The sequence below is a fragment of the Planococcus sp. RAB007_Raresut genome, from assembly GCF_057369535.1.
In genome coordinates, this window is record NZ_JBXYIF010000002.1 from 194,082 (window position 1) to 216,917 (window position 22,836).

General features: G+C 46.9%; 25 protein-coding genes and 1 other annotated feature. Of the genes, 14 read left to right on the forward strand and 11 right to left on the reverse strand.

Features of this window, described 5'->3' with window-relative positions; translation table 11 throughout:
• The first annotated feature begins 9 nt into the window (after positions 1–9).
• The 3 genes from AC2Q9J_RS04890 (at position 10) to AC2Q9J_RS04900 (ending at position 2,089) form a co-directional block, all read left to right on the forward strand.
• Positions 10–909 carry an NAD(P)/FAD-dependent oxidoreductase gene (locus AC2Q9J_RS04890; protein WP_499037698.1) on the forward strand — a complete coding sequence of 300 codons (900 nt, stop codon included), beginning with the start codon at positions 10–12 and terminating at the stop codon, positions 907–909.
• Between the two features lie 26 nt (positions 910–935).
• Positions 936–1,523: a class I SAM-dependent methyltransferase gene (locus AC2Q9J_RS04895; RefSeq protein ID WP_499037700.1), complete on the forward strand. Its 588-nt coding sequence runs from the start codon at positions 936–938 to the stop codon at positions 1,521–1,523.
• Positions 1,524–1,642: 119 nt separating this feature from the next.
• Complete coding sequence (locus AC2Q9J_RS04900; RefSeq protein ID WP_499037702.1) at positions 1,643–2,089, forward strand: hypothetical protein; 447 nt, start codon at positions 1,643–1,645, stop codon at positions 2,087–2,089.
• Between the two features lie 22 nt (positions 2,090–2,111).
• On the opposite strand, the gene AC2Q9J_RS04905 is transcribed toward AC2Q9J_RS04900, so the two are convergent.
• The 8 genes from AC2Q9J_RS04905 to AC2Q9J_RS04940 all read right to left on the reverse strand — a co-directional run bounded on the left by AC2Q9J_RS04905 (position 2,112) and on the right by AC2Q9J_RS04940 (position 11,210).
• On the reverse strand, positions 2,112–2,441 hold the full coding sequence (locus AC2Q9J_RS04905) for a DUF3784 domain-containing protein (protein ID WP_499037704.1): 330 nt from the start codon (positions 2,439–2,441) through the stop codon (positions 2,112–2,114).
• Between the two features lie 200 nt (positions 2,442–2,641).
• The gene (locus AC2Q9J_RS04910; RefSeq protein ID WP_499037706.1) at positions 2,642–4,444 is read right to left on the reverse strand and encodes a M3 family oligoendopeptidase; all 1,803 of its coding nucleotides are present in this window, start codon (positions 4,442–4,444) and stop codon (positions 2,642–2,644) included.
• 215 nt (positions 4,445–4,659) lie between these two features.
• The gene (locus AC2Q9J_RS04915) at positions 4,660–5,625 is read right to left on the reverse strand and encodes an SDR family oxidoreductase (protein ID WP_499037707.1); all 966 of its coding nucleotides are present in this window, start codon (positions 5,623–5,625) and stop codon (positions 4,660–4,662) included.
• The gene (locus AC2Q9J_RS04920) at positions 5,622–6,539 is read right to left on the reverse strand and encodes a bile acid:sodium symporter family protein (RefSeq protein ID WP_499037709.1); all 918 of its coding nucleotides are present in this window, start codon (positions 6,537–6,539) and stop codon (positions 5,622–5,624) included. Before AC2Q9J_RS04920 ends, AC2Q9J_RS04915 begins: the two co-directional genes overlap by 4 nt.
• A gap of 3 nt (positions 6,540–6,542) precedes the next feature.
• Positions 6,543–8,291 (reverse strand): thiamine pyrophosphate-binding protein, encoded by a 1,749-nt coding sequence (locus AC2Q9J_RS04925; protein WP_499037711.1) that lies wholly within the window; start codon positions 8,289–8,291, stop codon positions 6,543–6,545.
• Positions 8,292–8,294: 3 nt separating this feature from the next.
• Positions 8,295–9,428: an iron-containing alcohol dehydrogenase gene (locus AC2Q9J_RS04930; protein ID WP_499037713.1), complete on the reverse strand. Its 1,134-nt coding sequence runs from the start codon at positions 9,426–9,428 to the stop codon at positions 8,295–8,297.
• A gap of 5 nt (positions 9,429–9,433) precedes the next feature.
• Complete coding sequence (locus tag AC2Q9J_RS04935) at positions 9,434–10,156, reverse strand: GntR family transcriptional regulator (RefSeq protein WP_499037715.1); 723 nt, start codon at positions 10,154–10,156, stop codon at positions 9,434–9,436.
• 223 nt (positions 10,157–10,379) lie between these two features.
• The gene (locus AC2Q9J_RS04940) at positions 10,380–11,210 is read right to left on the reverse strand and encodes an SMI1/KNR4 family protein (RefSeq protein WP_499037717.1); all 831 of its coding nucleotides are present in this window, start codon (positions 11,208–11,210) and stop codon (positions 10,380–10,382) included.
• A gap of 140 nt (positions 11,211–11,350) precedes the next feature.
• On the opposite strand from AC2Q9J_RS04940, the gene AC2Q9J_RS04945 reads away from it, so the two are divergent.
• The 7 genes from AC2Q9J_RS04945 (at position 11,351) to AC2Q9J_RS04975 (ending at position 15,623) form a co-directional block, all read left to right on the forward strand.
• Complete coding sequence (locus AC2Q9J_RS04945) at positions 11,351–11,905, forward strand: TetR/AcrR family transcriptional regulator (protein ID WP_499037719.1); 555 nt, start codon at positions 11,351–11,353, stop codon at positions 11,903–11,905.
• A 98-nt stretch (positions 11,906–12,003) separates the two neighbouring features.
• Positions 12,004–13,335 (forward strand): MATE family efflux transporter, encoded by a 1,332-nt coding sequence (locus AC2Q9J_RS04950; protein ID WP_499037721.1) that lies wholly within the window; start codon positions 12,004–12,006, stop codon positions 13,333–13,335.
• Positions 13,336–13,362: 27 nt separating this feature from the next.
• The gene (locus tag AC2Q9J_RS04955) at positions 13,363–13,818 is read left to right on the forward strand and encodes a DUF7878 domain-containing protein (RefSeq protein WP_499037723.1); all 456 of its coding nucleotides are present in this window, start codon (positions 13,363–13,365) and stop codon (positions 13,816–13,818) included.
• Positions 13,803–14,033, forward strand: coding sequence for a hypothetical protein (locus AC2Q9J_RS04960; protein WP_499037725.1), 231 nt, complete (start codon positions 13,803–13,805; stop codon positions 14,031–14,033). The genes AC2Q9J_RS04955 and AC2Q9J_RS04960 overlap by 16 nt, the downstream gene beginning before the upstream one ends.
• Before the next feature lie 202 nt (positions 14,034–14,235).
• On the forward strand, positions 14,236–14,574 hold the full coding sequence (locus AC2Q9J_RS04965; RefSeq protein WP_499037728.1) for a hypothetical protein: 339 nt from the start codon (positions 14,236–14,238) through the stop codon (positions 14,572–14,574).
• Between the two features lie 36 nt (positions 14,575–14,610).
• Entirely contained in the window at positions 14,611–15,258 is a 648-nt protein-coding gene (locus AC2Q9J_RS04970) for a DUF3885 domain-containing protein (protein ID WP_499037730.1), read from the forward strand.
• A 20-nt stretch (positions 15,259–15,278) separates the two neighbouring features.
• A complete protein-coding gene (locus AC2Q9J_RS04975) occupies positions 15,279–15,623 on the forward strand; it encodes a DUF6176 family protein (RefSeq protein WP_499037732.1) in 345 nt (114 codons plus the stop codon).
• Between the two features lie 62 nt (positions 15,624–15,685).
• On the opposite strand, the gene AC2Q9J_RS04980 is transcribed toward AC2Q9J_RS04975, so the two are convergent.
• Positions 15,686–16,255, reverse strand: coding sequence for an anthranilate synthase component II (locus AC2Q9J_RS04980; RefSeq protein WP_499037734.1), 570 nt, complete (start codon positions 16,253–16,255; stop codon positions 15,686–15,688).
• Positions 16,252–17,592: an anthranilate synthase component I gene (trpE, locus tag AC2Q9J_RS04985; protein ID WP_499037736.1), complete on the reverse strand. Its 1,341-nt coding sequence runs from the start codon at positions 17,590–17,592 to the stop codon at positions 16,252–16,254. The genes AC2Q9J_RS04980 and trpE overlap by 4 nt, the downstream gene beginning before the upstream one ends.
• Positions 17,593–17,672: 80 nt before the next feature.
• Positions 17,673–17,884, reverse strand: a binding site (T-box leader).
• 248 nt (positions 17,885–18,132) lie between these two features.
• Between trpE and AC2Q9J_RS04990 the strand changes: the two genes are divergently transcribed.
• Positions 18,133–19,530, forward strand: coding sequence for a M1 family metallopeptidase (locus AC2Q9J_RS04990; RefSeq protein ID WP_499037738.1), 1,398 nt, complete (start codon positions 18,133–18,135; stop codon positions 19,528–19,530).
• Positions 19,531–19,548: 18 nt separating this feature from the next.
• On the forward strand, positions 19,549–20,289 hold the full coding sequence (locus AC2Q9J_RS04995) for a hypothetical protein (RefSeq protein WP_499037740.1): 741 nt from the start codon (positions 19,549–19,551) through the stop codon (positions 20,287–20,289).
• A 483-nt stretch (positions 20,290–20,772) separates the two neighbouring features.
• Here the strand turns inward: AC2Q9J_RS04995 and AC2Q9J_RS05000 are convergent, their stop codons facing one another.
• Positions 20,773–21,492, reverse strand: coding sequence for a cytochrome c biogenesis CcdA family protein (locus AC2Q9J_RS05000; protein ID WP_499037741.1), 720 nt, complete (start codon positions 21,490–21,492; stop codon positions 20,773–20,775).
• Positions 21,493–21,590: 98 nt separating this feature from the next.
• Between AC2Q9J_RS05000 and AC2Q9J_RS05005 the strand changes: the two genes are divergently transcribed.
• A complete protein-coding gene (locus AC2Q9J_RS05005) occupies positions 21,591–22,112 on the forward strand; it encodes a redoxin domain-containing protein (protein ID WP_499037743.1) in 522 nt (173 codons plus the stop codon).
• 143 nt (positions 22,113–22,255) lie between these two features.
• The gene (locus AC2Q9J_RS05010) at positions 22,256–22,819 is read left to right on the forward strand and encodes a hypothetical protein (protein WP_499037745.1); all 564 of its coding nucleotides are present in this window, start codon (positions 22,256–22,258) and stop codon (positions 22,817–22,819) included.
• Positions 22,820–22,836: the final 17 nt, after the last annotated feature.

Below are 22,836 nucleotides of genomic sequence, written 5' to 3' on the forward strand. Positions count from 1 at the left end.
GTGATTGGAATGTTACTCGATTGTGCTGTAATCGGGGGAGGGCCGGCGGGGCTGAACGCTTCGCTCGTGCTGGGGAGATCGCGGCGGAAAACGGTCCTGTTCGATGACAATAAACCACGCAATTCGGTCGTTTCGGAATCGCATGGATTCATCACGCGGGATGGCGTCGATCCGCAGGAATTTAAACGGATCGGCCATGAAGAATTGATGAAGTACCCAGACGTGGAAATTCAGAAACAACGTGTCGCGCGTGTTTACAAGGAAGGCGGGCTGTTCCATCTTGAAGCAGAAGACGGGGCAGTATTCCAGGCAAAACGCATCATCCTGGCAATGGGTTTCAAAGAGATTTTGCCCGATGTGAAACGAGTTGAAGAGTTTTACGGAAAAAGCCTGTTCAGCTGCCCGTTCTGTGATGGCTGGGAAATGCGGGACAAGGCATTAGTTGTCATTTCAGATAACGAAGCGGCATCGCATATGGTGAAAGTGGCGTCGAACTGGACAGATGATTTAATTTATTGCACAAATGGGCGGCAGTTGCTTGAAGCAGAGAAAAGTCTGCTGGAAAGCAGGGGCATTCGTGTTCGTGAAGAAAAAATCCGCGCTTTAAACGGAGAGAACGGCAAATTGGCGGAAGTTCTTTTCGAAGACGGAGGAGCAATTTCGCGGGACGGCGGGTTTATAACGCCGGAATGGGTATTGGCTTCGGATATTGCATCGTCCCTGGGCTGTAAACTAAATGACCGCGGAGGTGTGGAGAACGACGAGATGAAACGGACGAATATTGAAGGCGTTTATGCCTGCGGAGATGTTTCGTTGGCCGGCGCATCCCAGTTGATTTTTGCGGCTGCGGAAGGAAGCATGGCCGCCATCAGTATCAATGCCACGATGATTGAAGAGAAATTCAGCTGAAAAGATCAGTAAGAGGAGGAAACGAAATGCACGAGCAACATTGCAACTCGAATAGTAAGCATGGGTCACACGGGAAAATGTCTTATCTGGAGAATCCCGCGCGGAAGGATGACTTGTCTCCAGAAAAATTATTGAGCCTGATACCGATTAAGGAAACGGATAGTGTTTTGGATTTCGGAGCGGGCACCGGTTACTTTACCATTCCTGCGGCGAAAGCAGTGACGGGGGATGTATACGCTCTTGATATGGATGCTGAAATGCTGGACGTTATAAAAGCGAAAGCTCTGCACGCGGAAATCGAAAACATCGTTCCGGTTCATACAGATGGTTCGAATATTCCCTTGCCTGATGAAAGGGTCGATTTAGTGATCGCCTCATTGGTATTGCACGAGATCAAGCCATTGGATCAAACGTTAACGCAAATAAAAAACGTGTTGAAAGATAGTGGCCATTTAATCTGTATCGAACTCGAGCCCAAAGTAGAATCATCCCATAAAGCGCCGAGAATTTCTTTGGCAGGGATGGAACAGGAAATGAAGGATGCAGGCTTCCGCATCGTCGAAAAAGTATTTCCTTCAGAATCTTTATATGTACTGATTGTGCAGAAGAAGTAAAAAAGCTCAACCTGTATATTTTTTTGATTTAATTATAGATAACAGGTGTCTTTAAAGTATGTAATAAATTTGGCAACATTTGGATATAGATGGTAAGATAGAGAGCAACAAGCGAGTGCGTGAAAATCATTTCACAAAGGAGTGCTTCTATCTTTTATCCAACCAATCTTATTACAGGAATTCTTGTAGCCATCATTTACTGCTTCATCATTTGGAATCTCAAGAATCTCGGGAAGTTCCGTCTGCCTTTATTCGCATATGCAGTTGGTATACAGCTTGCTTTCCTGCTTCTTTACACTTGGATGATCAATTCGTTTAAAGGCGATTTGAATTTTGCCAATAACTACACAGATGCTTTTGCGATTGGCATTATGGCTTTCTATTTTCTGATGGTTGTGCCGTTCGTGATTGCATTAGGGATCCACATCTACAAAGGCACACAGAAACTGGCGATCACCCGAACGGCCAAAGGAATCATAATAACGTTATTCATTGTTTTTAGTCTCACTTTTTCTGTAACAGGTTTTTATCTGCATGTCTTTTTCTACTTTGGTTTTGCGCCGTAACTCGCAGCTTGATGGAATAAAATCAGTTACATCTTTTCTTAAAACGTTCGCCTGTATTGATATAAATCATCCCAATAATGATAAAGAGCAGCATCAGCACCACACCGCTGACCATCAACGCGTTCTTTTCCAACAGACCGCCTGCGGTAATCATCGCAATGGTAACCGCGATGGCGAGAATCAATTTGCCAGTCGCTTTGCATAGCGCCGCTTCGTCATATTTTTCTTTTTCTTCTTTAGACATTGTATTATAGCCGGCAATCAGCCAGCCGCCTTTGCCTTGCAGCAGGTATATGCCAAGCGCAATAAAGAGAAGAAGGAGACTGACTGGAACAATAATTTCAGCTGTCATGGATTAGCACCTCATAAATCATATTTCTCAGGAACTGTCATGATGACTGGCCCTAAAAGTGTTTTCTTACTACCAGTTTGAATGTTTTTCCGGTAACTTACAATCACTTTAGGCAGATGCGCTTTCATTGAAACATATTAACGGAAAAAAGAAGGATTCCGAAATGGAGTCCTTCTTTTAATTTATTCAAATCCATTACATCACTGCTCCACCAAACTCCTCGCCGAAAGCCGTATAAACTCCTCCACATCCTTCAGGCAAAGAGCCATCCCTTTTTCCCAGAAACTCTCCTGCGTAATATCTTCTCCCAGGTGCTTCATTCCCAAATCTTCGACCGCCATACTGCCCGTGTCTCGCAGCAATGCAAGATAATTCTCTTCAAATCCTTCGCCTTGTTCTTTGGCTTTTGCATAAATACTGACGGCAAACAGGTAGCCGAATGTATAAGGGAAATTATAGAACGGAGAAGAAGTGATATAGAAATGCGGCGTCGAAATCCAGGAATGGACCGGCACATGGCTCATGGAACCGGCATAAGCCTCGGTATAGGCGACTTCCATCATCTCATTCAGCCGGTCAGCTGATACCATTCCTTTTTCACGCGCTTCATAGAGCCGTTCTTCAAACAGGAAGCGGGAATGGAGGTTCATGAAGTTCATGACACTGCGCTTTATTTTTTCATCCAGCAGCATCAGTTTTTCGTCCGAATCGTCCGTTTGCTCAATCGCCGCATCGAGCACAATCATTTCAGCAAATGTTGACGCGGTTTCTGCTGTACTCATGCTGTAGCGGCGGTTCAGCGGAGCCACATCTTTCAATGCGTGATTATGGAAAGCGTGGCCCAGTTCATGGGCAAGCGTCAGAAGCGTGGTCATCGAGCCGTCAAAAGTCAGAAATACACGGGATTCACCCGACAGCGGGAAGCCTGCGCAAAAAGCATTGGCCGATTTTCCAATGCGATCAGCTGCTTCGACCCAGCCGTTTTCAAATGCAGTGCGGGTGAAGTCCGCCAGCTCCGGTCCGAATTTCTGGAATTGCTGGAGGATGAATTCGGCGCCTTGCCGGTAATCGAGGGAGATGTCTTTTTCTGCGAAAGGCGCCCAAAAATCATAGGAAGGCATTTGATCGTTCCCGGCTGATTGCGCTTTATGGTCCAGATAATCGACAAACGCAGGCTTATGCCGTTCGACAACCCGCCACATAGATTGCAGCGTCTTTTCGCTCATCCGGTTATCTTTGAGCGGCTGCTCCAAACTGCTCGAAGCTCCGCGCTTCCGGTCGACCTGCAAGCGGAACCCGGTAATGTGATTGAGAATCCGCCCCATCGTTTCCTGTTGCCCCGTCCACAAATTTTCCAAAGCAATAAAAGCGTTTTTCCTGACCGCAGGATCTGGATGCGACCGTAAATTCACTGCCTGTCCGACGGAAAACATCTTTTCGGCGCCATCCATCTCGACGATGACGCGCAAATTATTGAGGATGGAGCGGTATAGATCGTTCCAGGCATGGTAGCCGTCGACCATCAAATCGGAAATTAAAGCTTCTTCTTTATTCGACAGAGCGGCATCCGCATCCGTCCGCCATTCATTTAATATAAATCGGTAGTCCTTCAAGCTGTCGGTTTGCAGCAATAAATTCCAGGTTGCCGAATCCAGTTCAGAAAGCTGGTGCTGAAGTTTTTTAACCAGTGAACTGAAGTCGGCCTTCACTGAAGAAACGCTTCCTTGCAGGGAGATGCCTGTTTGATTTGCCGGATTTTCAGCAAGCAGGCAAGTAATGAACGAGCTCATCTGGGACAGTGCATTCTGGATGCAACCGATGTCCCGGAGAATGACGGCGACCGGTTCTTCATTGTTTTGAGCATCGGACAAATCCAGCGTCTCGACTCGTTCCAGGCATTCTGCGATACCCACTTTCGTTTGCGCGATCAATTCAGTCAGTTCCCCTGACCCCTTTAACAGGGAATCCAGTTCCCACGTATCCGTAACCCCATTACCCTTCATCCGGAATCCCCCTTTTATATAAAAATAAAACATATGTTCTCATTAAGTTTACATGAAGAAGGATGGGAAGTCGAAGGGAAGTTACATGGAAATGTATTTATGGAAATAAAATTTTTCGTGAAATCAGCCGGTCACAGCGTTACCGCAAATAAATTCTGCTCAGCGCAAACAAACAAAAAAATCCTGAGGAAAAGCACAGCTTTTCCTCAGGATCCTTATTCACTCGGCCAATCTTTCGCAATATACCGCTCGAACACTTGTCGCGACGTGTAAGTAGGCGTAAAGCCGAAGTCCTGCTTCAGCCGCGTATTATCCAGTACCGGCCGGTAGCGCAGGAAATTGATTTGTTCTTCGCCGTATTGCGTCATGTTCAAGCGTTTCAGCACAAATAATCCGTTTTTCACGACGACTGCCGGCAAATGCATCACTTTCTTCCCGAGCAGACGCCCGAGATCGGTAATCGTCACGGCACCGTCGCCGGCCACATTAAACTCGCCAGTGGTGTCATTCGAAATTGCCTGGATCAGACAGGCGACGACGTCCTGGTCCCAGATGAAAACAAATGGGCTTTCCGATCCGCGGATGCCGAGGACAACCGGTTTTTCGAACAGGGCTGTGATTTGATTGTTCACATTCTGCCCGAGAATCGTGCCGATGCGGAAAATGATTTGTTCGAGTTCGGGATGTTCAACGCGATACTCCGCCATCATTTCCTCCACAAGCCGCTTATGATGCGAGTAGGCGAATTCCTCGTTGCCCCGAAGCGGATCCGTTTCCGTCAGCCACTCGGGATTGTCGGCGTGATAGCCGTAAGCCGCACCGCTTGAAGTCACGATAATCCGTTTGACGCGGGCTTTCACGCAGGCATCCACTACGTTTTTAGTACCCAATACATCCACGGAATATTCGAATTCCCGGTTGCTCTTCTTGCCGGGCGTCACGATGGTCGCGAGGTGAACGACAGTATCGATTTGCTGGCTTTTCACAAATTCCGCCAATCCGGAATCGCGGACATCCATCTTGTGATAATCCGTGTGCGCGCCAGTTTTATAATGTGGCGTATCCCGGATATCCGTCGCGACGATGTGCCACGATTTTCCTTCTGCCGAAATTTCTTTCTCCAATTTCTGTACAAGCTGGCTGCCGATATAGCCGGCAGCTCCTGTGATCAAGATTTTCATACCGTTACACTCTCCACTTTCGGTGCTGGCCGTTTCGACCAGAAGATTGCGAGCGTCAAACCTGACACAATATGCCAGACTGACCACCAGGCTGCGACGATGGCCATACCGCCAAGGCCGTCAAAGAAATTAAATACGAGAATTAAAGCCAGACCAGAATTTTGAATGCCGATTTCAATGGCAATCGCCCGCCGGTCCTGTTCGGGCAATTTGAATGCGCGGGCGGAAAAATAGCCGGTTAGAATGGCGATCAAATTATGAAGGAATACGGCGACAACGACCATGCCGACAAATTCCAGGAAGTAATTGAAGTTCGCTGCGAGCGCACCCGCCACAAACAATAAGAAGAACACGATTGAAAAACGCTTCATGATGAGGCTGGCTTTAGACGACCAGCGGGGCGCTTTATAGTTCACATACATGCCCAGTGCCAGCGGAATGCCGAGCAGAATCACGATTGTCTGGATCAGGTCGACCGGCTGGATCATGAAGGACCGCAGAATTTCGCGGGTCGGTCCGTATAATGAACCCCACAGCATCGTGTTCAAAGGCGTCATGATCAGAGAGAAGGCGGTTGATACCGCGGACATGCTGATGGACAGCGGCGTATTGCCTTTTGCGAGATGCGTCAGGAAATTCGACAGGTTTCCGCCGGGAGCCGCCGCGACCAAGAACATCCCGAGCGCAATGCTCGGCTGCGGCTGCAGTATCAGCACAAGCAGAAATGTCAGCGCCGGCATGATGACAAACTGTGCGCTCAGCCCGATGATGAAGGGCTTAGGTGAGCGCAGCGTCCGTTTAAAATCGGCGGGTTTCAAATCGAGTGCCACACCGAACATGATGAAACCGATTAAAATATTCATCAACAGCAAAGTCGTCGGATTGAAATTGAGTTGAATATCATCGATGCCCATGGTTTATTTCCCCTTAGGTTCGGCGTGTAAGTCTTTGAAATATTTCAGGCCAGGCGCCCACATATGCTGGACAGGGTTGACGTCGCAATGGATCACCGCGCATTTGCCGGTTGCATAAGCTTGTTCAAGCGCAAACTGCAAATCGTTCGGATCGCTGACGCGTGCACCATAAGCACCCATGCTCTGTGCAAGCTTATCGAATTCGATTTCGCCAAGATCCGATTTGATGCTTTCTTCCGCGCTGAGTGATTTTTTGATAAGAGTTTTCACCGGTTTCAAGGCGAAATGCTGATTCATCTTCACCATGCCCCATTGCTTGTCGCAGAAGACGATGTAAATCACTTGCAGGTTATTGCGCACAGCCGTCTCGATTTCCTGCGGATGGAAGCCCATTGCGCCGTCGCCGATCATACAGACGACCGGTTTTCCTGGATTTGCAACTGCCACACCAAGTGCCTGAGCGGTTCCAGCGCCGAGCATACCGAATTTGAATGTCGAAAAGACGGAACCGGGTTTCTCGATCTGCGTATAGAAGTTTGCCCAAATGACAGTGTTGCCGCCGTCAAAGACGAGAGGCGTATCTTTCGGAAATACTTTTTGGACGGTGGTCGGAATGATTGCGGAATTCATCGGCACCGAGGTATCCGATAATTTTTCATCCAGCTTTTTCCGGTCTTTTTCGCGTTCCTGGTTGAATCGCTCGACATATTTACTCATTGCAGCAGGGTTCAATTGGTTCCGTTTCGCCAAAAGTTTATCGTGGAGCTTCTTCAAAAAGCTGTCGATGTCACCGTGGATGGCCAGTTCGACTGGTTTGTTGCCGCCGAGAATCCCTGGATCCAGGTCAACCTGAATCACTTTTTGGTCTTTATTCCAGTAAGGCGCTTTGCCCCACCAATCCGTTTCGCCGACACGGGAACCAAGTACCAGCACCAGATCGGCTTCATTGCGGAGATTATTATTCGTTTCGATGTGGAACATCGGAATGGTATGCGGGCTGCTTTCAGGAATGGCACCGCGTCCCGCCCAGCTTGTCGTCACAAGCGTATTGAGCAATTTGGCGACTTTTTCGAGCGGTTCCGATGCTTGTGCATGGATGACGCCGTATCCCGCATGAATAATTGGGAACTTGGCTTTCAGCAGCATGTCCACAGTCTGGTCGATTTGCGCATCGGAAGGTTCCGGCTGGCTCATCGAACGGTATTGATGCGGCTGCCAGAAAGACGGTTCATCTTTGAATTTTCCGTTGATGATGTTTTCCGGGATATCCAGGTGCACCACACCCGGACGGCCTTCGTAGCATTTACGCAGCGCGCGCCGCATCATTTCGGGAATCCGGTCAAAGGAAGGGACAGCTTCGCTCCATTTCGCGAGTTGCGAAATCACGCCGGATTGGTTGAAGCATTGATACGTACCAACGCGGTCCGGGTACATGATGCCCGTACGTCGAGAACTCGTGATGACAAGGACGTGATTGCCTTCCGCTTCTTCAACAACAAGACCTGGCAGGATATTCGCAACACCCGGCCCGTTGCTCGCCATGCAGACGCCGAGTTTTCCGGTAGCGCGGGCATAAGCACCCGCCATATGTGCAGCACTCGTTTCGTGGCGCGGTGTAACAAGTTCGATGCCATGTGGCTCAAGCTTGGAATAGAAGCCGAAATACGTGCCATCGATAATACCAAATACATTTTTTACCCCTTCAATTTGCAGCATTCTTGCCAATACTTCGCCGCCTGTAATTTCTCCCATTTTTCATTCCCCCATTAAGTCAGTCACTAGATTTTGATAAATGTCCGTAATATCTTCCCGTGTTGGCAGCTTGCGGTTTGTAACAATTCCATTGCCAGCCAGAGCATCTTCCGCCAAAAGTGGGATGGAAGCTTTAAGCTCATCCAAATTCAGCTGCTTCTTAACTTCTTTTTTTAAGTCGAATAAAACATTCAGCTCTTCAATAAATTCAAGAACACTCTCCACACCGAGCGTTTCCGCGATTGAGGCATAGCGGTCATGCGCCGCATCCTGCCCAAACGAAATGACGTATGGATGCATCAGCGCGACACTCAAACCGTGCGGCAGTGAAAAGCGGGTGCCAAGCGGACGCGCCGTTGCGTGTGCAAGATTGGTGGAGCTGTTGGAAAAGGCGAGACCTGCAAACATGCTACCCCTAAGCATGTCGTCGCGCACCTGCAAATTCTGCGGTTCGTGGTACGCAATACGAATGGATTTGCCGATCGAGCGAATGGCTTCGAGTGCAAAGACATCGCTGATGGGTGATGCAAGAGTCGAGACATATGCTTCAATGGCATGTGCCAGCGCATCGAGCCCTGTTTCAGCCGTAATTTTGGGTGTCATGCTCAACGTCAATTTTGGATCCAGAAGAACGATATCCGGAATTAAAGCCGGATGCCCCGGATTCAGTTTTCGCTTGAGTTTGGTGTCCGTAATGACGGTCACTTTTGTCACTTCGCTGCCGGTTCCCGCTGTTGTCGGCACCGCAATCAACGGAATCTTCCTGAGATGGCCTTGTTGGGCGATATCACCTAACATCAGAGTTTCGTTTGCAGCCAGTACGGATAAGGCTTTCGCCAGATCCAGCGCCGTACCGCCACCGATTGCGAGAATGCCTTGTGCTTTCGACTGCTTAAAATTCTCCAACGCCCCATCCAGATGATCAGTCGTCGGTTCGCTTTGGAAATCAGTGTAAAAGTGGAGAGAAATCCCTTTTGAAGCGAGTTGCTCAAATTGTTTTTCCAGAACTTTTTTGGTTCGGCCGCTGAGCAAAACAAAAAGGGAAGTGGCCTGAATGGCATGAATTGCTTCATCCAGATTATTGATGCTGCCTGCGCCGTGGATGATGCGCGGTGAAAAGTAACTCGTTGAAGCCAACCCGATCACCGTCCTTGCCTTGTCATTTTGAGCCGGAACACATACATTTCGGGTTTTACGACGCTTGTGTAATACTCAATCGGCTGTCCTGAAGGATCATTGATCAGGCGGTCAACGAAAAGGCCATTGACGCCAGCAGCCAGTTCAAGCTGATCGGCATCGTCATTTTGTAAGGGCTTACATGTTATTGCTTGTTCAGCTTCATGCATCGTGACATTCAAGTCATTTTCCAAAACTTCGTAAATAGTGATGTTATGCAGGTCGTATTTTTCGAGTGCGGCGCCCAGTTTCGGGTCATAATAATGGCTTTCAATCGCAATCGGCTCACCATCAGCCGTGCGTAGCCTTTTAATCAGATGCAGCTGGTCTTTCTTCATATAAGAAGCAACCAGCTCCGGCGGATCAACAACGCCGCTGAACAGGAGCTTTGAACCGGGCTTCATGCCCATCCCTTTCACCGTATCCGTCAAACTGTGTATCGCATGCAGCCATTCGTGCACTTGTTTATTGCGTTTGATGAATGTGCCTTTGCCATGGATCTTCTCCAATATCCCGTCATTCACTAAATGGTTAATGGCTTCCCGGATCGTCGTCCGGCTGACGGCGAAGCGTTCCATCAACTCCCGTTCGCTCGGCACCTTTTCCTGATACGCCCCGTCTGCAATTTCCTGCTTCAGCAAATCCCGTATCTGAAAATGGTAGGGAACAGGGCTGTCTGTATCGAACATTGAAATCCCCCTTAAATTCATCGTGACGTCACTACCAGTTGGTATGATTTTTATTATAGAGATAGAGTCAAGGAATTACTAGAGTAAATGTTAAATAATTCTAAAAATTCTGTGCAGGGAATTTTGAAATAAAAAAAGCCGCTGGGTCAGCGGCCAAATGTATCATTTATCAATATTTCTATTTAGCCTCCAGACATGAAGGCTAACTGTGATTTTTCAGGCGTCAGACGGACATCTGCTTTATTTTAGCTTCGATCTTTTGCGCATAATTCACGATGTCGCTATGCCATTTCCATTCTTTTTTCAGCGGTGCCAGCATTTCTTTGATTTGGCGCAGTTGAAGCGGTGTAAACTGTTCTGGTTGATTCAGCAGGATTTGCATCAAAGTACCTTCAGCTTCCATTACGATGGTTGAATTTTTATTATTTAATAGCTGTTCGGCTTGATTCAAAAACCAATCGATATCCGTTTCGACTTTTGTAAGGTGAAGAAGCGCGAGGCTGATCGGCAATACAATATTATCAGCAAAAGCTTGTTCAGCTTCCTCTTGGGTAAACTCGGTTTTATCGTCTTCGAACAAGGACATGTTGAGGTCGTCTGAACCTTCTTCCCGGTAGAGCCTGGAAACGAACTCTTCAAAACTGGGGGCCAGGGTTATCTCGACGTCGCTGTCGCTTTCCAGGTAAACCACTCCCGGTTCCTGCGGATTCTGCCTATAATCCAGCCCGATCCAGGAATTGCCGTCACCATTCAGTAAAACCAGGTCCTTCGGCAAGCCCCATTCTTTAATCAAGTAGGAAGTTACATAAACCCCTTGTTTGCCGTTTTTCCCGATTCCCCATAAATAATCGACGTCAATTGAGCCTTCTTCAAAATCTGCGATTGGGAACTTGTTCAGGTACAGCGAACCGCCGTTTTGTTCCCGAAGCAGTTCGAGATAACGTGCGGGGAAAGTGACGCTGAATTTTTGCTCCGCTTTATCGATCATCGCCGGAGTCAGAGTTACCAGTTCATAGGGATCCATTACTTCAAAATTCCAAAATCGTTCTGACATTTTTATCGCTCCTCGACGGGTTATTGGAAATTTTCATTTTAGTAAATAATACCACTAAGAGTGAAGAAGATATGCAGAAGTAAAAGTTTGAACTAAAAAAACTAAAAGTGTATTATTAGTTTTTAAGAGGGGGTTCAAATGTGAAAAATAGAATCATACAAGGATTTATCGAAGAAACTCGCTTAAACGGCATTAAATTTACAATGGACGATTTGGCGAAAAGGCTTGGAATCAGCAAACGGACCCTATACGAAAATTTTTCTTCCAAACTGGAGATATTGGAAACGATTATAGATATGACTTTTTCAGCGCACGAAGAGGAGGCCCGGCTGATTCGGGAAGATAAGAGCCTCGCTTTAAAAGAAAAAATCCGGCAAGTCATTCTAATCATTCCAAAGTACAATGAGTTTTATGATTTACGCATCCTGGAGCAACTCAAAAGGTATTATCCGGAACAATGGGAACGCGTGGACCGGGAGCTGAATCGATGGGTGGATCTGGAGGAACTGCTGAAGGAAGGCATGGAAGCCGGTCTCATCAAGGAACAGAACATGGATTTATTGATGAAAATGATTTTGAACGTAATCAATATTACGCTGGACCAGAAATTTTTCAATGACCAGAGTATTTCGATGCAAGAAGGCGTGCAAGCAATGAGTGACGTCCTATTGTACGGGTTAATAAAAGAAAACTGACATGCTGGCTAATGAAGCCAGTTTTTTCACGGCATAATAAAACTATATAAACAAAATTAGTTTTATTGTTTTCGCTGATTTACAGGAGGATTATTCATATGGAAAAAATACAGCCAACACAACGGCTGGATACAGAGTCAGTCGGAAAATCATTTATCCGCTATTTGGTGCCGTCAACAATTGGTATGCTGCTGATGGCAGTCAATATTGTGGCTGATGGAATCATGGTCGGAAATCGCCTCGGCCCGGTGGCACTGGGTGGCGTGGGTATTGCCATACCCGTTTACACATTATTTGTGGCAATGTCGTTATGGATCGGCATTGGGGCAGCGACCCGGTTTTCCTCACTTATGGGGGCCAAGCGGCCGGAAGAAGCGAAAACAGTCTTTTCGCATGCTATGCTGTCGATTTTTATCGTTACTTTGATAATCGGATTGATCGCATTTCCATTCCGGACCCAGTTAGCCTATCTGCTGGGGGCAAATGCTGAAACTTACCCATACGTAGCAGATTACTTGTATCTGATGCTGCTGTTCGGGTTCATCTTCACGATGGAGAATGCGTTAAGTATCATGGTACGAAATGATGGCAGTCCGAACCTTGCGATGGTATCACTTGTCACAACCTCGCTGCTGAATATTGGCCTGAACTACATCTTTTTGTTTGTACTGGACTTAGGTGTCATGGGTGCAGCAGCAGCGACATTGCTTGCCGCTTTTATCGGCATGCTTGTGCTCAGTACACATTTTCTCAAAAAGACGAACAATCTTCGTTTTGTCCGATTCAGATTCAGCCGGAAGTTACTGCTGCTGATTCTGGTCATCGGTTTTCCAAGTTTTCTCGCGGAAATTGGTATGTCAGTTTTCACTATTTCCCATAATAATGTATTTGAACGGCTTGCAGGCACGGCCGGTGTTTCGGCATTTGCCATTCTTAACTATGTGCACAGTGTTATGCTTCTCGCATTTCTCGGTATGGGGTCCGCAATCCAGCCGTTAGTAAGTTATTACAGTGGCGCCGGTGAAAAGATGAAAATCCGGAAGACACTTCAATACGCAATCGGGACTGCGGTCGCTGCAGGAACTGCATTTTTCATCATCGGCCAGTTCTTTTCAAGGGCAATCGCAAACGTATTTGGTGATTTCCCGGATTCCGTGATGGATTTGGCAGTACCAGGCATTCAATTATTCTTCATCGCCTATTTATTCATGGGAACCAATTTCGTCATGATGACGTATTACCAGTCGACCGGTCAAATCCGGATGGCGACGTGGATTACTGCTGCCCGGGAAATTGTAATATTGCTGATTTTACTCAGCATTCTTCCTGTGTTCTTCGGCGTGACAGGTGCCTGGCTGGCGATCCCGATTTCTGAATTCATCGTGCTGATGACGATTGTGTTATATCAGCGTAAATGGATATCAGTATAAACATGGTAAATTCGAAGAGGTGATTGAATGGGGAAATTGACGATTAATTTTATGCTGGATCCTTTATTGGAATTGGATCCGAAACTGCTGAAGCAGAAAAATGGTAAACTATTGATCGATGTTGATGGAGAACTGACTATCACGTTAGGGGATAGACGCTTCTTCTGGGAGCCGTCTCTTACACTGCTTGAACTTGGTGTCGCTTTGAAACGTTGGAGGACGAAGGATCCCGGCGCGAATAAAGACTTTCACTTTTTCACGATGGAGCATGATGAAAGAGAAGGTCCGATATTGGCTTTCAACAAGAAAAGTGCTGGCCAGTGGCAGTTGTTTTCAATCTGGCAGGAATTTGAACATTTAGATTTGATCGCCGCGGAAGATTTACTGGAAGCGGTGGACGGTTATTTAGCCGAACTCGAAGCGGTGCTGGTTGATAGATTCGGATTGCGTTACAAGGATTTTATGAGGTGGTGGGCAACATAAGAAAGGTTTATGACTATCTTACAGTGAAGCAAAAGAAAATTGCTGTGGCGGAATTGAAAGCGGACCGGCTGGAACTGCAGCAGGAAGTGGCAGAGTGTATAGATGACTATCCAAAAATCGTGCGCGAAGTCCTGCTGCACACGCTCGACAGTTGGACTCTGGAAATTGAACAACTGGAAGACGATATTGCGCGTGATCATGGCGCTCAAATGTGATTCAAAGAAAATCCCGTGGAGGAGAAACTATTCCTTCGCGGGATTTTTTTGTTTTTTATAGAGAAAAAATATTTTTCAAACTCAACTGGTTTTATTTTTTCACAATCTGTATATTTGAAGAAATAAGAATTTGAAATATTTAGTGAAACAATAGAAGTTAGATTTAAATTGAGGAAAATTTAGATCACGAGGAGAATTATCAATGAAAAAATTCATTTGGCCAATCGCATTAAGCTTATTAGTTCTGATAGGTGGCATTTCCTTTTTTGTACTTATTTCGAGTTACAAAGCAGACGCGGAGTTACTGGATTTTCCGATACCGCAAAGCGCCACACTGGTTGAAGAAAATGAATTCGGAAAGAATTACGATTGGCCAAAAGCTTCCGGCGACAACGGCATTCCTTGGAGCTATCAATGGGCGTTGAAGTTGAATGGCTGGGAGAAAGTTGAAGGCGATCTGACGCCGATTTACCAGAAGGACGACAAGAAAATTGATCTGATTGCGACTACAGATCATTTAAGTGTTTTAAAAGTGGAGTAACACTAAGTGTAACCTTGAGAAAAACGGAGGAATCCAATGCCTGACAAACTGCAATCTTTTATGGATCAATATTTTAATGGCATCGAACTTGTGCCAGCCCTGTTTTATGCGTGGGAACCGGGGATTCGTTTTGAAATAGCGGATCCTAAACGCTCTTATGAGGAGCCTAACTTTTTAGCGCAGGCTTTCGAGCGTTCCAAAGCTTTATTCGATGCGGCTTTCAATGAAGAAGATGAAATCCTTTTAGTGACTGACCTGATTACATGGCGAAACAATTCCTTTATTCGCAAAAAGCCTTTGAATGTATATCAGAAATACATTAAGCAACCGCAGGCCTTATATAAGTTACAGCTGGAAGATATCCAACTGTCGGAATTCGATGATAATATCACGACTCGCCGATTCAGCTACGCCTGCCGCAAAAAGGATATTCGCTACCCGCAATTATTGCAGGCCATCTGTTACCAGGATTTCGATCACCCGTCGACCATTACTAGTTATCAGGGAAGTTCCGCCCAGATTTATTTGATTAATATAACCCAGCAACTCATTTACCATCTCTACGATGACCGGGGATGCGATATCATCGCTGCGGATAAAGAAAATATCCGTTTTTTATACGAACAATATAACGATTGGATCCTCGATTACGATAGAGACAAGATCGATGCTGTATTTAAATAAATAGGATTGGAGAATCACCAATGAACGTAGAATTAACAAGGTTTCGCGTTAAAGATGGAAAGTCAGCTGTGGTCGATGAATGGCTGGCATTTCTGAATGGCAATATGAAAGATGTTTTGGTCACCTTGGAGGGAGAGAAAATGTATGTCGAGACGATTTTCCGTGAAACGCTCGACGGCAGTGAGTATCTCTATTGGTATTCGATCCAAGGCGAGGGCGGCCAGGAAGTGGAAACGTCGACTCACTGGATTGACGAAAAGCATATGACTTACTGGCAGGAATGTATTGACCCTGATTTTTCGCCGGTTGATCTCGCGACTGCCGTCGTTATGATTCCGGAAAAAATAAAAGCTGATATGAAATAAATCCAATTTTAAAAACGGAATTCCCACCCATTCACATGGCGCAGGAATTCCGCTTTTTATTTTCATATCCTATTTAAAAATCCTTCCATCAATTTATCTCCTTCTGGCGTCCCAATCGACTCCGGATGAAACTGGATGCCGTAAATCGGATAGTCGGTATGTTTTATGGCCATGATCATTCCGTCATCTTCCGAAACAGCTTGAACCTCCAGACAGGAAGGAAGTGATTCCGCCTCGACCACCAGCGAATGGTAGCGCATGGCAGGAAGCGGAATTGCCATTTCTGAAAACATGCCTTGATTGCTGTGTGAAATCGCAGATACTTTTCCGTGGCGGATGACCGGGGCGTGTGTAATTGTTCCGCCAAAAGCAGCGCCAATCAGCTGGTGGCCGAGACATATGCCAAGCAGCGGAACCGAGTCGCCGGCAAGCTGGATCAGCCGGATCGATTCCGGTGCTGCATCGGGATGCCCTGGTCCTGGGGAGAGGATGATGGCTTCAGGTTCGCGCTCAAGAATTTCCTCAGCTGTCAGTACACCGTAGCGCACAACTTCAACTTCACGGCCCAATAGAGAAACGGCCTGATAAATATTATAAGTAAATGAATCGAAATGATCGATCAGGAGAATCATCCGAACACCTCCGTCAGCGAACGGGCTTTGTGCAGCGTCTCTTCAAATTCCGCCTGCGGAATCGAGTCGTAAACAATGCCGGCTCCTGCCTGTACATGGACCTGGCCGTCTTTGACGACGAACGTCCGGATAGCGAGCGCCATATCAAGGTTGCCGTTATTGCCGAGATAACCGACCGCTCCGCCGTAGACACCTCTCCGTTCTTCTTCAAATTGCTGGATCAATTGCATGGCGCGGACTTTCGGTGCGCCAGACACGGTGCCTGCCGGCAGACAGGAAACAAGTGCATCAAGCGGATGCATATCTTCACCAAGTTCGCCGGTGACTTCCGATACCAGGTGCATGACGTGCTGGTAGCGTTCGATTTTCATGTATTTCGGTATTTTCACTGAACCGATGGCGGCCACGCGACCGACGTCATTGCGGCTGAGATCGACCAGCATCTGATGCTCGGCTCGTTCTTTTTCATCCTGCTCCAAATCCTCGGCCAAACGCGCGTCTTCCTCCTCGGTCCGTCCGCGTTTCCGTGTGCCGGCAATGGGATTGGTCACCATATGGCCACCCCGCAGGGTCAATAAACTCTCAGGTGAGGCTCCGACCACAGCGTAATCGGTGAAGTCGATATAAAACTGATATGGAGACGGGTTTTGCTTGCGCAATTTCCGGTAGAGGTTGAAAGAGTCTCCTTTGTAGTCAGCGGACAGACGCTGCGATAACACAATTTGGAACACATCGCCGTTTTCGATATGTTTTTTGGCCAGGTTCACTTTCTGTTTGAAACTGTCGGCATCCGTTGTCGACCGGAAAGTAAGCGGCTGCTGTGATTCGGGATCAGCGGACTGTTCTGGCTCATATAATTGGGCTGTTACTTCTTCAATTTCGCCTTCAGTGGACACTATCGTTACGTCATGCTTTACATGATCGAATATCACGACGGTCTGGTAATCATGCAAATGGATATCCGGCATCTGCAGGCTGTTCACGCGTGCTGCCTCAACAGGCTCATAAGCCGCAATGGCATCATATCCGATATATCCAAGCACGCCGCCGGTAAACGGCAGTCCTTCAATCGACTCCCGATTGATCGGCACCAAACTCTTCAATATTTCCAGCGGCTTCCCTTGGTGAATTATTTCTTCGCCGGTTCTGTGGTTGATTTCCTTCAGCTGCTCTTTCCCACCGATAAATGACTTGACCGGATCTGCGCCGATAAACGAATAGCGGCCGGTAAGCGACGTTTTAAGCGAACTTTCCAACAAACACTTTCTCGGCCCCTTCAGCCGATTGAATACGGCGATCGGCGTCAGTAAATCTCCTTCAATTTTTCTAATCTCCATCTCTGCTCATCTCCTCTGGTCTCAGTTCGACAGCGCGGGCCAATAAAAAAAGCCCTCTGCAAAGAACAGGACTGTTCCTTGCAGAGGACGGATTGACCGCGGTGCCACCTCGTGTTAAAGCCGATATGGCTTTCACTTGATCCCCAGTAACGCGGGGAAAACGGATATCCCTACTCGATTTTCAGGACACCACTCACAGGCCCATTCACGCATTCGCCCCGCCGGTTTCCACCTGCCACCGGCTCTCTTTGAGAGGCTGCTGTGCGCTACTTTTCCTGTTCGACGATTTACTCTGCTATGCTCAGCTCGGCTGTACTCAGGCGACGCCGCTCCCGGCGCCTTCTCCCATGATCATACAAAAGCTTGTCCTTATTCTATGCAAGCGGTCCCGCTTTGTCAATTTTACTTATTCACCAGATTGCAAATGACCTGAGCATCCTTAGATGATAGACTTATAAATGGATAAATAAGGAGATTTTATTTCTGGCATGCAGCTGGTTTTATTTGAATAAATGAAGAATCTACAACGGGGGATGGCTTATGAAGAAAAAAGGATGGGTGGCAGCTGGCGTCATTGCATTGATCAGCGTGGCGATATTAATGGTCGCTTTCTTTTCGGGCCAACCTGAAATGCCGGTTTCGGACGGCAAACCCGAGGGCACGAATGCTGATTACGATTTGGATATTGAAATGGACGAAGACGGGCTGTTCACGGTGTCGTCTGTGATCGAAGTGACGAACGACTCCGATGATGCCTGGGAAGAAGTGGGCTTCTATCTCGTGCCGAATGCCATGAACGCGGTGGAAACCCATTCTTACCGGGACCGACAGGCAGAAGTCGAGCTTTTTGATGTATTGGTCGACGGGGAGCCGGCTGATTTCACGCTGGACAATAATGAATTGATGCTTCAATTGCCTGCCGAGCTGGAAACGGGCGATGCTGTGGAAGTGACGGTCGACTACAGCCTGAAAGTGCCGGAAGACGGTATGCGCCTTGCCCGGGTTGACGAGAATTTCTATCTTGCGCATTGGTACCCGATGCTTGCCGTTTACGATAACGGCTGGGACATTGAAGACTACGATCCAAAAGGGGAATCCTACGACACCGGCTACGGAAATTACACCGTCAGTTACCAATTGCCTGAAGAATACCTGGTGGCCAGTTCGGCGGACGACGGAGAAATAGAAGCGGCTGCGTCGGGCGAACTACAAGGCGACAATTACAAGGATTTCTACATCGCTTTTATGGATCCGGAAGAATGGCAAACGGGAACAGGGCAAGCAGGCGACACAAACCTGCGGGTGTTTATGCCGGCAGATGTTGAATTGCTTGAAGAAACGATTGTGTTGGCGGAGGAAACCTACAGCTATTTCGAAAAGGAAATCGGCGACAATCCATTCGGTGAACTGGATATCATAGCGAACGACGGCTATATGGAATATCCCAATGTCATCGAAGTGGCGACGGAACAGGATGCGATGGAGCTCATACTTGTCCACGAGATTGCGCATCAATGGTTTTATTTCCTGGTGACCAACGATCCGTACGAAGATGCCTGGCTGGATGAAAGTGTGGCGGAATTCGTAACGGCACTGTTCATCAGCGAACGCAACGGCGATGCGGACAGCGGCTTTTGGGATGCCTCGATGAGCCAGGCCAGCCATCCGCCTGAGAAATACGTCACTCTTCCGCTGGATGAATTTGAAGAGCCTGCGTATTACTCGACGGTCTACGGCAAAGGGCCCTTGATGCTGAAGGAGTTTTTCGATGCCAATGGCGGTCGCGAAAGCGCGCTGGAATTCTTATCGGATTATTACACGGCATTCCAATTTAAAACGGTGGACAGCGAAGACTTCAGAACGTTCTTCGAAGATTATTTTGACGGGGACCAGAGCGAGTTTTTGGACAGCTGGATCGAGCCGGCAGACGCACCGTAATGAAAGGAAGGATTCAAGTTGAAACACATTTACGCTTTTGAGAAGATTGCAGACTACGAGAAATTTGAGCCGATCATCGAGCGATTCAGCGACCGGCTGGCGGGCTACGAACAGACTTTGTCACAAGACTTTGCTTTAACGGACAAGCCGAAAGGCATTGTCTGGACATCCGCCGAGCTGGCAACTTCCGTGCTGTCGGACATTCTGATACCGGCCTATACCAATAAAGACGTCATCTACATCTCACCTGATTTGGACGCGTGGCGCAAAATTTTCATCCAGCAATTGGACGGAAAAGAGCTGCCTCACATTCGGGCGTTTTATGAGAACTATTCGGAAAACCACCTGTTTACGATAGTCGGTCATGAGTTGACCCATCACTCGGATTTATTTCCGGATGAATTCGACGAAGAGCGGGATGACAGTATCTGGTTCGAAGAGGGAATATGTGAATACCTGCCGCGGAAGCTATTGTTGAGCGAAGCCGAATTCGATGACATCACGGCGGTGGAGCGGGAATTGGTCGAGGCCTTCACGCCGCAATACGGTGGCCGGTCCATCGACGATTTCGGCAGCAGTTCCTATCAGGGCAGCTTATCGAGCATCATGTTCGATTACTGGCGCAGCTTTCTCGCAGTCACGTATCTGGTCGAGCAGCGTTTTCACAACGACATCCAGGCGGTGTTTGCTGAATACCGCAAGTGGCATGAAGCGGGTCGCAAGGTTTCGCTGACGGCGCATTTTGGCTTGGATCAATAAAATAAATGAAAGTGAAAGCCCGCCAGGAACTTTAGGTTCCTGGCGGGCTGTTTTTTGGGTAGAGTGGGTGGGTTAGATTTGAAAGAATGTTGCATTAAAGCTAATGGACAGTATTTGACTCCTAATGGACAGTATTTGCTCTATAACGGACAGTATTTCATCAATAATGGACAGTATTTTAAGTGTAACGGCCAGTAAGTCCAAAATATGGGAATTGAGAATTTAAATTCACAACTTATTGGCAGAAATTCAAGCTAAATCGGCCCTTGTTCCAACTCTTTTGATATGAAGGGAACTCCATAAGCCTCTTAAAAATCAAAACCCCTACTCCAACGACCGAATCGGGGGATAAAACACCCCGAAATCTCATCAAGCCGCCGAAAAAAGAAAAAGCAAGAGCGGATGTTTTTCGCAGCCGCGAAAAACTCCAGTCTTTGAAAGGAACCTTTGCGTTCGCAAAGGTTCTATCCAGCCTTCATTCCATCAAGTCAGCAATGACTCAAGGAAATACTGCAGATCTGCAGTCCAGATGTTCAAATAATACATTTTGTCGAAGTAAATCATAACGCCCATCACCACGATGATCGCACCGCCGAATTTCATCAGAGCAGATGAATATTTCAGGATGAAACGCGTCTTGCCGATGAAAAACGCCATGATGATGAATGGAATGCAGAAGCCGAGTGAATAAGCGGTAACGACTGCCAGCGTATGCGCGGGATTAACCAGGCTGCCGTATGTGAGGATTGCGCCGAAAATCGGTCCGATGCACGGCGTCCAGCCAGCCGAGAAGACAAATCCGACCACAAAGGAATTCAAATAACTGGCCGGTTTCTTTTCGTGTTTTATGCGCTTTTCCTTAAACATGAATTCAGGCTTGATGATGCCCATTAAAAATAAACCCATGAACACCAGGAAGATTCCGCCAAGCATCTGGATGAGCGTTTCATTTTTGGTGAACAAGCCGCCGATTGTGCTCAGCGAAAAGCCGAGAACGTAATAAATGACGGAAAATCCGAGAGAAAAGAAAATGGAATGGATTAAGACCTTTTTTCTGAAGGAAGCTTGTTTATTTTCCTTTAATTCATTTACGGAAACACCGGTTATATAAGAAACAAAAGAAGGATATAAAGGAAGGCAGCAAGGGGATATGAATGCCAGAAATCCGCCGGCCAGCGCGACCCAAATAGTGATATTTTCCAAAGTCAACACCTCTATGCTATTCTAGCACGAGAGAGTTAACGAATATTCCCATAATTTCCATAGAATTTTACAAATAGATGAACAGAGGCGAATTACAGATGAATAAGAAAAAGAAGCGCATGATCTACAGGGTTTCGGTATTAGGGCTGCTTGCGGCGATGGTGTTTTACGCGGCGTATGAGAGTATGAAAGAAGAACCGGAAACAGCCATGACTTCGCAGGGGAAACAGGCACCCAACTTTGCCGGTGAAACAGTGGCTGATGATATGCTCGTTTTATCCAACGAACTAGATGGGAAAACGCTCATCAATTTCTGGGGCTCCTGGTGTGAACCCTGCAAACGGGAAATGCCTGCACTTGAAAGCGCGCACTCAAAATATAAGGATGATGGGTTCAAAGTCATTTCCATCAACCTGGGCCAGTCCGATTTCATAGCGGGCCAATTCATCGACCAATACCAGCTGACATTTCCTGTGATGATCGATCAAGACGGCTCAATAAAAGAAGCGTACCGTGTAGGAAATTTGCCAGCTTCGTTCTTGGTTGATGAAAATGGTGTGATCGAAAAGGTTCATGAAGGTGAGCTGTCGGAAGAGATGCTTGAGGGATGGATTAACTAGGTGGAGATAATGAGGTTTTCTCTTAAAAGGAGAAGGCTTTTTTTATCGCCTTCAAAGGTGAATGAAAGAGAAATATCGAATTATGTAGTTAAGAGAAAAGTTAAGGCTATATTGGACAGAATCATAAACTGGAGGTCGATCCATTGAAAAAACAAACTTACTTATTGTTTTTATTGCCATTTCTGATGCTTGCTGCCTGTTCATCAGAAGCATCCCAATCAATCGGAAATATTGAAGAGCAGGCAGAGCAGGGGCTTGATGCGGAAATTTATATTCCTGAATTTGAGGAGTACCCGATTGTGTCTGCAGAAATCATATCCGTTCCAATGGCCAGTTCGAAGAGTCTCCTGGTAACGTACTCGCGTGAAAAGGGTTCATTGAAGAGCGATGAAATCATTTCAAATCACGAGGAATCGGTTGGATCGGAAGTCATCTACGGTATTTACGAGGGAGATCCGATCTTATTCAAAATTACTTTCGATAAAAATGAAATAATCAGTGGTGATGGCAGCCATGAACTTAGGACGGTCAACGGGGAGTCCGTTCTATACCAGCAGACCACCAGTGGGGACAATGAGTATTTGAGTGCTTTCTTTAATGCAGAGCAAGGCTCGTATACATTCGAGTTTATGCTGACGGATGAATTGACGGAAGACGAAGCTTACTGGGTAATTTCAACTGTGATTCAAGGCCAGAATTCAAAATGAAATCAATATTCGGAGGA

What these genes read in the sequence shown, in the direction of transcription:
- AC2Q9J_RS04890 (WP_499037698.1), top strand. Translation starts at nt 10, where the DNA reads ATGTTACTCGATTGTGCTGTAATCGGGGGAGGGCCGGCGGGGCTGAAC.
- AC2Q9J_RS04895 (WP_499037700.1), top strand. Translation starts at nt 936, where the DNA reads ATGCACGAGCAACATTGCAACTCGAATAGTAAGCATGGGTCACACGGG.
- AC2Q9J_RS04905 (WP_499037704.1), bottom strand. Translation starts at nt 2,441, where the DNA reads ATGACAGCTGAAATTATTGTTCCAGTCAGTCTCCTTCTTCTCTTTATT.
- AC2Q9J_RS04910 (WP_499037706.1), bottom strand. Translation starts at nt 4,444, where the DNA reads ATGAAGGGTAATGGGGTTACGGATACGTGGGAACTGGATTCCCTGTTA.
- AC2Q9J_RS04915 (WP_499037707.1), bottom strand. Translation starts at nt 5,625, where the DNA reads ATGAAAATCTTGATCACAGGAGCTGCCGGCTATATCGGCAGCCAGCTT.
- AC2Q9J_RS04920 (WP_499037709.1), bottom strand. Translation starts at nt 6,539, where the DNA reads ATGGGCATCGATGATATTCAACTCAATTTCAATCCGACGACTTTGCTG.
- AC2Q9J_RS04925 (WP_499037711.1), bottom strand. Translation starts at nt 8,291, where the DNA reads ATGGGAGAAATTACAGGCGGCGAAGTATTGGCAAGAATGCTGCAAATT.
- AC2Q9J_RS04935 (WP_499037715.1), bottom strand. Translation starts at nt 10,156, where the DNA reads ATGTTCGATACAGACAGCCCTGTTCCCTACCATTTTCAGATACGGGAT.
- AC2Q9J_RS04940 (WP_499037717.1), bottom strand. Translation starts at nt 11,210, where the DNA reads ATGTCAGAACGATTTTGGAATTTTGAAGTAATGGATCCCTATGAACTG.
- AC2Q9J_RS04950 (WP_499037721.1), top strand. Translation starts at nt 12,004, where the DNA reads ATGGAAAAAATACAGCCAACACAACGGCTGGATACAGAGTCAGTCGGA.
- AC2Q9J_RS04955 (WP_499037723.1), top strand. Translation starts at nt 13,363, where the DNA reads ATGGGGAAATTGACGATTAATTTTATGCTGGATCCTTTATTGGAATTG.
- AC2Q9J_RS04965 (WP_499037728.1), top strand. Translation starts at nt 14,236, where the DNA reads ATGAAAAAATTCATTTGGCCAATCGCATTAAGCTTATTAGTTCTGATA.
- AC2Q9J_RS04970 (WP_499037730.1), top strand. Translation starts at nt 14,611, where the DNA reads ATGCCTGACAAACTGCAATCTTTTATGGATCAATATTTTAATGGCATC.
- AC2Q9J_RS04975 (WP_499037732.1), top strand. Translation starts at nt 15,279, where the DNA reads ATGAACGTAGAATTAACAAGGTTTCGCGTTAAAGATGGAAAGTCAGCT.
- AC2Q9J_RS04980 (WP_499037734.1), bottom strand. Translation starts at nt 16,255, where the DNA reads ATGATTCTCCTGATCGATCATTTCGATTCATTTACTTATAATATTTAT.
- trpE (WP_499037736.1), bottom strand. Translation starts at nt 17,592, where the DNA reads ATGGAGATTAGAAAAATTGAAGGAGATTTACTGACGCCGATCGCCGTA.
- AC2Q9J_RS04990 (WP_499037738.1), top strand. Translation starts at nt 18,133, where the DNA reads ATGAAGAAAAAAGGATGGGTGGCAGCTGGCGTCATTGCATTGATCAGC.
- AC2Q9J_RS05005 (WP_499037743.1), top strand. Translation starts at nt 21,591, where the DNA reads ATGAATAAGAAAAAGAAGCGCATGATCTACAGGGTTTCGGTATTAGGG.